9 protein-coding genes are annotated in these 7,242 nt (G+C 30.7%); 4 read left to right on the top strand and 5 right to left on the bottom strand.

The window, feature by feature from the left end; all coding sequences use genetic code 11:
- The 4 genes from ACMOUI_RS12155 to ACMOUI_RS12140 form a co-directional block, all read right to left on the bottom strand.
- On the bottom strand, positions 1–474 hold a 474-nt coding region (locus tag ACMOUI_RS12155; protein ID WP_418965956.1), incomplete at its 3' end, for a DUF1456 family protein.
- Between the two features lie 72 nt (positions 475–546).
- A complete protein-coding gene (locus tag ACMOUI_RS12150) occupies positions 547–1,212 on the bottom strand; it encodes a Crp/Fnr family transcriptional regulator (RefSeq protein WP_418965955.1) in 666 nt (221 codons plus the stop codon).
- A gap of 2 nt (positions 1,213–1,214) precedes the next feature.
- Positions 1,215–1,880, bottom strand: a complete 666-nt coding sequence (deoC, locus tag ACMOUI_RS12145; RefSeq protein ID WP_418965954.1) for a deoxyribose-phosphate aldolase — start codon at positions 1,878–1,880, stop codon at positions 1,215–1,217.
- A 30-nt stretch (positions 1,881–1,910) separates the two neighbouring features.
- Positions 1,911–3,224, bottom strand: coding sequence for a thymidine phosphorylase (locus ACMOUI_RS12140; protein WP_418965953.1), 1,314 nt, complete (start codon positions 3,222–3,224; stop codon positions 1,911–1,913).
- A 114-nt stretch (positions 3,225–3,338) separates the two neighbouring features.
- On the opposite strand from ACMOUI_RS12140, the gene ACMOUI_RS12135 reads away from it, so the two are divergent.
- The 4 genes from ACMOUI_RS12135 to ACMOUI_RS12120 all read left to right on the top strand — a co-directional run bounded on the left by ACMOUI_RS12135 (position 3,339) and on the right by ACMOUI_RS12120 (position 6,662).
- Positions 3,339–3,947: a Crp/Fnr family transcriptional regulator gene (locus ACMOUI_RS12135; RefSeq protein WP_418965952.1), complete on the top strand. Its 609-nt coding sequence runs from the start codon at positions 3,339–3,341 to the stop codon at positions 3,945–3,947.
- 13 nt (positions 3,948–3,960) lie between these two features.
- Positions 3,961–5,133, top strand: coding sequence for an iron-containing alcohol dehydrogenase (locus ACMOUI_RS12130; RefSeq protein ID WP_418965951.1), 1,173 nt, complete (start codon positions 3,961–3,963; stop codon positions 5,131–5,133).
- A gap of 166 nt (positions 5,134–5,299) precedes the next feature.
- Positions 5,300–5,875, top strand: coding sequence for a transporter substrate-binding domain-containing protein (locus ACMOUI_RS12125; protein ID WP_418965957.1), 576 nt, complete (start codon positions 5,300–5,302; stop codon positions 5,873–5,875).
- Positions 5,876–5,891: 16 nt separating this feature from the next.
- Positions 5,892–6,662 carry a dimethylarginine dimethylaminohydrolase family protein gene (locus tag ACMOUI_RS12120; RefSeq protein WP_418965950.1) on the top strand — a complete coding sequence of 257 codons (771 nt, stop codon included), beginning with the start codon at positions 5,892–5,894 and terminating at the stop codon, positions 6,660–6,662.
- An 85-nt stretch (positions 6,663–6,747) separates the two neighbouring features.
- On the opposite strand, the gene ACMOUI_RS12115 is transcribed toward ACMOUI_RS12120, so the two are convergent.
- The gene (locus tag ACMOUI_RS12115) at positions 6,748–7,161 is read right to left on the bottom strand and encodes a VanZ family protein (protein WP_418965949.1); all 414 of its coding nucleotides are present in this window, start codon (positions 7,159–7,161) and stop codon (positions 6,748–6,750) included.
- Positions 7,162–7,242 lie beyond the last annotated feature (81 nt).

Genomic DNA, 7,242 nt, shown 5'->3' with positions numbered 1-7,242 from the left:
TTTCTCTCCTCTGAAAAGTTCAGTGATTCCCTTAATAAATACTCTAACATATTTATCTCCAGCTTCTCTGTAATTTTTATGATCTGGTCTTCTGAAGATTGCGCTTAATTCTGATTCAGACATATTGATTCCACCTGTCTTAAATGCATCTATCATATCCTCGCTTCTAAAAGCTAAAGCTATCTTTAACTTTCTTAAAATATAGTTATTTATATTTTTATTATTTGGTATCTCTTCAACCTTTTGTGGAGCATCTTTTTGTGGTCCTCTTTTATAAGTGATAAGTCCACTTAAAAATACGTCTAAAGTTTTATTACTACAAGTTTTGAAGTTATCATCTTCAGGTTTACTTAATAAAGCTGTTAACTCATCTAAAGATATATTCATTCCTCCCAGTTTAAAAACTTCAATCATAGCTTTATCATTTATTCTTAAAGCATATCTAACTCTTCTTAGAACATCGTTATTTGTCATTTGTTCCTCCTAATTTTTTTAAAATTTACTCATAATTATACCATAAATATAGGAGTATTCCTATTTTTTATTTTACTGTCTATAAAATTCTTTAATCTCTGTTTTCAATATAAAAATCTGTCCATTTTCTACTTTTACGAGTCCTAACTCCTTAAGCTTTTTTATTCCTCTTGAAACTGTCTCTCTATTTGTCCCTAACATTTCTGCTAAATATGTATTATTTACTTTTACCGTAAATCCATGAAATTCCTTGTATTCATAACCAAAATCTTTTGCAAGTTTCCACAACTTTGCAGCAATTCTTTTATCCATAGATATTGTCGTCGTATTTTTTAACTGTCTATACAATCTTTTTGTTTTTTTTGAAAGAGATTTTATTATTAACATAGCTAAATCTGGATATTTGGCAATCAATCTTTTTAACTCTTTTATTGGGATAACTAAAGTCTTAACGTCTGTAAAAGCGTCACAACTAACGCTTGTTTTTTTAGATTCATCATAGACCATAGTATCATTTAAAAATGAATCATTTCCCAATAGATAGATTATTTTCCTTTTCCCATCAGAATTATCCTTATAAACTGTAACATTTCCACTGATTATAAAATACATATTTTCACAAAGTGAATGCTCTAAAAAAAGAGTTTCCCCTTGCTTAAAACTTCTGCAGTGGGAAACTCTTAGTAAACTATCTAAGCACTCCTTTGTAAGTGAGTCACCTAAGTAATCTTGAATCATAATTAATATTTATTTGGATCAGCAGTTCCAGTAGTTACTAATTCAACCCCTGAACTTGTTCCTAGTCTTGTTACACCTAAAGATATATACTTTTCTGCAGTAGCCAAATCTCTTACTCCTCCTGCAGCCTTTAGCTCAGCCTTATCTCCAACAATCTCTTTCATCAATATTATATCTTCAAATGTAGCTCCACCAGTACCAAATCCTGTTGATGTTTTTACAAAATCAGCCTTAGCATCTAAACATAGTTGTGTAGCTATTTTTTTCTCCTCATCAGTTAAATAACAGTTCTCTATTATAACTTTTAATACCTTTGTTCCAATAGCCTCTTTAATAGCAGCTATTTCATTTTTAACATACTCTGTCTCTCCAGCTTTTAGCATTCCAATATTGATAACCATATCGATTTCAGATGCTCCATCCTCTATACAAGTTTTTGCTTCAAAAACTTTTGCTTTTGTTGACATAGCTCCTAAAGGAAATCCAATTACAGCACAAACTTTTACATCTGTTCCCTGTAGCTCTTTTGCTGCTAACTCAACATAACATCCATTTACACAAACAGAGAAGAAGTTATGCTCCTTTGCTTCCTTACATAATTTAATAATATCCTTTGGTTCTGTTGTAGCTTTTAATACTGTGTGATCAATATATCTGCTTAAATTCATCTTTTCCTCCTAAAATATACTTTAATCTTATTATAACCCAATATTAGATAAAATTTCTAGAATAACTTTATTTTTTTCCACTTTTTTATCAACTATTGTATATGCACCCTCTAAAAACTTAATAGAAGATTCTAAATTTTTGTCATTGTGTTGAATAAAGGCTAAAACTTCTCCAGCTTCAACGTAATCTCCAACTTTTTTAGTCAATAGAACTCCCACAGAATGATCTATTATATCATCCTTAGTAGCTCTTCCTGCTCCCAACACCATCGCAGCTTTTCCTATCTCTTCAGCTTCAATTTTTGAAATCCATCCAGATTTTTTAGCTCTAAACTCATATTCTGATTTAAACTTTGGAAGTAATGTGTAGTCATCAACTAACTTTGGATTTCCTCCAGCAGCTTCTATAAAGTCTTTTAAATGTTGAATTGCAGCACCATTTTTTATAACCTCTGCAACTCTCTCTTTCCCCTCTTCTAAAGAGTTTACATCCCCTTTTATTTGAAGAGCTGTTGCAACAATAGTTTCAACAAGTTCAGTGAAATCCTTAGGTCCTCTTCCTTTTAATGTTTCAATAGCCTCTATAATTTCATTGGCATTTCCAACAGCATATCCAAGTGGTTGATCCATATCTGTCAATAGAGTTACTACCTTTCTATTGAAAGAATCTCCTATATCTATCATAGTTTTTGCTAACTCTTCAGCTGTTTTTAAGTTCTTCATAAATGCTCCAGAACCAACTTTTACATCTAAAATGATTCCATCAGCATAGACAGCTAATTTTTTACTCATAATAGAACTTGCAATTAGAGGTATACTTGATACTGTTGCAGTAACATCTCTAAGTGAATATAATTTTTTATCTAAAGGAACTATTGTATCTGAGTATCCCATAATACCTGTTCCTACTTTATTTACCATTTTTACTAACTCATCTCTTGTCTCTGGAAAAACAAATCCTGGAATGGCTTCAAATTTATCTATTGTTCCTCCAGTATGCCCCAGTCCTCTACCTGAAAGTTTAGCAGTTCCTATATTAAATGCTGCAAATAACCCAGCTAAAGCGATAGTAGTTTTATCCCCTACTCCACCTGTTGAATGTTTATCAATTAGGAATTTCTCTATTCCATCGAACTTTATAACTTCCCCACTATTCATCATAAGCTCTGTAAATACCTTTAGTTCATCTTTTGTCATTCCGTTAAAATAAACAGCCATTAAAAATGAAGACATTTGATAATCAGGAACTCTATTTTGTAAATACTCTCCCAATAAAAAACTCATCTCTTCAGATGTTAATTCAATGTTGTCTCTCTTTTTTTGAATAATATCTACCGCTCTCATACTCCACCTCGTTTTATTTTCATATTTTATATATTTTTCTAGCATTTTTCCTATTTTTATGATATATAAATTCTTATATAATAGATAGGACAATTGGCTCAATAAGGAGAATTTATGAAAAAAATAGAACAATACTTGAAACTCTACCAATTAGACGAAATTCTAATTAAAGAAGTTCATGAAAAATTATTGATAAAACACTATAAAAAAGGGGAATACATACTTGAAGCTCATAAGGGCGCTAACAGCATATATTTTATAGTTGAGGGCACTGTTGAAGTTTCATGTATACTTGATAATGGTAATCAAATATGTTTAAATATATTGAGACCTCTAGAGATTTTTGGAGATATTGAATATATAAATAAAGAGGAAGTTTTATTTGATGTTGTTGCAAAAAGTGATGTTGTCGTTATCCTTTTACCCTTCCAAATAGCTAGAGAGTATCTTGAAGAAAATATCAACTTTTGGAGATTTTTGGCCATTGAAGGAAATAAAAAACTTTTGAATACAAATAGAGCTATTTTTTATAAAAGTACCTTAAAAGCAAAGGATATTTTTTTGAAATATTTAGAAGATAATGGAGGAGAGATAACTTTTAAATCCCTTGATGAACTTTCAAGTAGACTTAATATAAGTTATAGAAATTTAACTAGAATAATTGCGTTTTACGTCAATAGTGGTACTATTGTTAAAGATAGGAATTTTATTAAAGTTTTATAGGAGGGTATTATTTATGAAAAATTTTATTTATGATGTTCCAACAAGAGTTTTATTTGGTCAAGGTCAAGTTTCAAATTTAGGAAAAGAGGTAAAAAAACACGCTTCTAAAATCCTTTTACTCTATGGAAAAAATAGTATCAAAAAAAACGGAATCTATGATGATGTAATAAAATCTCTAACTGAAGAGAATATTGAAATTATTGAACTATCTGGAGTTGACCCAAACCCTAGAATTGAAACTGTTAGAGAAGGAGCTGATCTTTGTAGAAAATATCATTTAGAATTAGTTTTAGCCGTTGGTGGCGGAAGTACCATTGACTGTGCTAAAGGAATAGCTGCTCAAGCTAAATATCATGGGGATATTTGGAAAGATCTTTGTGTTGATAAAAAATTTGATCTACTGACTGAAGCGTTACCTGTGGCTTCTATTTTAACTCTTGCTGCAACTGGAAGTGAAATGAATGGTGGTAGTGTTTTATCCAATATAAAAGAGAATTTAAAATTAGCATTTAACAGTTATCTTTTAAGACCCGTTTTTTCTATTCTTGATCCAACATACACTTTTTCTGTTAATAAATACCAAACTGCTGCTGGTGCTGTAGATATTATGAGTCATCTGTTTGAGCAATACTTTTCTCCAGATAAAAAAGGATATATACAAGCTCGTATAATGGAGGGGCTTTTAAAAACAGTTATCCATTATGCTCCAATCGCTTTTGAAAATCCAACAGACTATGAGGCAAGAGCCAATATTATGTGGGCTAGTTCTCTATCTTTAAATGGGTTAACTACTGCTGGAAAAGAGTCCACTGACTGGGCTACACATCAGATGGAACATGAGTTAAGTGCAAAATATGATATCACTCATGGAGTTGGTCTTGGAATTTTAACTCCTTATTGGATGGAGTATGTACTTGATAAAGAGAATGTTCACAGATTTGTAGAATATGCAAATAATGTTTGGGGAATTTTTGGAGATGATGATTTCCAAGTGGCTGAAACAGTTATAAGAAAAACAAGAGAGTTTTTTACTTCACTGGATATCCCTTCCACTTTGACAGAGATTGGAATTGATAGCTCAAAGTTTGAAGAGATGGCCGCTAGCGCTACAAGATTAGGTCCTATAGGAACTATGAAAAAACTTGAATTTAAAGATGTTTTAGAAATTTTAACGATGGCTCTATAAAAAAATATAGTTTCTACAGTTTCTCTACTTAAACCCTATAATTTTTTGACCGATATTTTTATACGATTATATCTTGTTAATATAGCAGATTGACATTCAATAGGAGTGTTAGTCTGCTTTTTTATTTACAAAAAAATAAAACTGGGAGGAGTTAATATGAAAAAAAATTATTGGTTTTTTATTACTATTACTACTGGGAGGGGTTATCTTTAAAAATATACAATTTGATGGACTTATTCCAGCACTTCAAACTGGTAAATTGGATGTTATTATAGCTGGAATGACTGTTACTGAAGAAAGAGAGAAAAATGTGACTTTTTCTACTCCCTACTATACTTCTAAACAACTTTTAATAGTGAATAAAGATAGTCTGATTAAAGATATCCATAATTTAGAAGGAAACAGTGTGGGAGTAGTTCTTGGCTGTACTGGGGATATAATTGCAACTGAAATGAAAGATAAGATAACTCTATATAGATATAATACTACTTCAGAGTCCATTATGGCTTTAAATGCGAATAAAATAGATGTTGTTATACTGGATTCAGAACCTGCTAAAAACTTTGTCAAAGCCAATTCCAATCTGAAGTTAATAGATGGAGAGTTGGCACAGGAGGACTATGCTATCGCTGTTAGTAAAGAAAATAAATCTCTTATAGAGGAGATAGATAACGCTTTAGTTACTTTAAAAAAAAATGGTATATTTGAAAAATTAAGTAATAAATATTTTATTCAAAATTAATTGATTGGAGGTAAATATGTTTAAAAATGTGATTGTTAGAAAACCTAGTAAAACTCTTTGTGAAGGGATTACATCTGCCCCTGAACTGGGAAAACCAGATTATAATTTGGCTATTGAGCAACACAAGCTATATGTTGAGGCTTTAAAAAAATGTGGTGTAAATATAATTGAATTGGAAGCTCTAGAGGAGTTCCCTGATTCATGTTTTGTTGAAGACACAGCAGTTCTCACTAAAAAGTGTGCTATAGTTGCAAATCCTGGAATCTCCTCAAGAAATAAGGAGTCCCTATATATTATAGACACATTAAAAAAGTTTTATCCCAAGGAGAATATCGAATATATTAAGTCCCCAGGAACACTTGAAGGTGGAGATGTCATGATGGTTGGAAATCACTTCTATGTGGGAAAATCAGCCAGAACAAATAAAGAGGGTATAACACAGTTTATCTCAATTTTAGAAAAGTATGGGTTAACTGGATCAGAAATTGCCTTAGAAGAGGTTTTACACCTTAAAACAGGAATAAACTATATTGAAAATAATAATATGCTTGTTTCAGGAGAGTTTATAAATAAAAAGGAGTTTGAAAGATATAACAAAATCATTATTCCTCAATCAGAGAGCTATGCTGCAAACTGTATCTATGTGAATAATACAGTGATTGTACCTCTAGGATATCCAAAAGTTAAAGAGTCAATAGAAAACTTAGGGTACAATGTTATCTGTGTGGATACCTCAGAGTTTAGAAAAATAGATGGTGGTCTAAGTTGTCTCTCATTACGATTTTAATAAGAGGAGTTTCCAATATTTCATCTACTACTACTAAAATATTTAGGTCCAAGAAATTTTTTCTTAGACCTAAATTATTCTTATATCATTTGATTATAGGTCTTTTTATAAAAAACCTTAATAACAATAGAGATATTATTCCTAAAAACCCTCCAAAGGTATCTATTAGTACATCTTTAAAAGATGGACCTCTCCCTGGAATGAAACCTTGATGAAATTCATCTGTACAGGCATATAAAAATACTAGCCCTAAACTCATTGTGGCTGCTCTTTTATCCAATGTTTTAAAACTTAAAAAATAACAACTTCCCAAAATCAAGTATATTGTGAAGTGAGCTAATTTTCTAACATCTAAATTAAATACCTCCAGTATCTCTTTTAAATATTGCAATATAAAATTGGATTGTTTCAATGATTCCTCACCATTTTGATTGGAAAACCAAAATATTATTCCCATTACAACTATGGAAAGAAGTTTAAATAATCCCGTCCTCTTCATATATTCCCCCTATCTTTTTTAGATTAATTATTTATTTTTCTCTATTTAAAAGACAATAGTTATAAATTTGTGATATTATAC

The sequence above is a fragment of the Cetobacterium sp. genome, assembly GCF_048470075.1.
Taxonomy (GTDB): Bacteria; Fusobacteriota; Fusobacteriia; order Fusobacteriales; family Fusobacteriaceae; genus Cetobacterium_A.
This window is presented reverse-complemented; position numbering and strand designations above follow the sequence as displayed.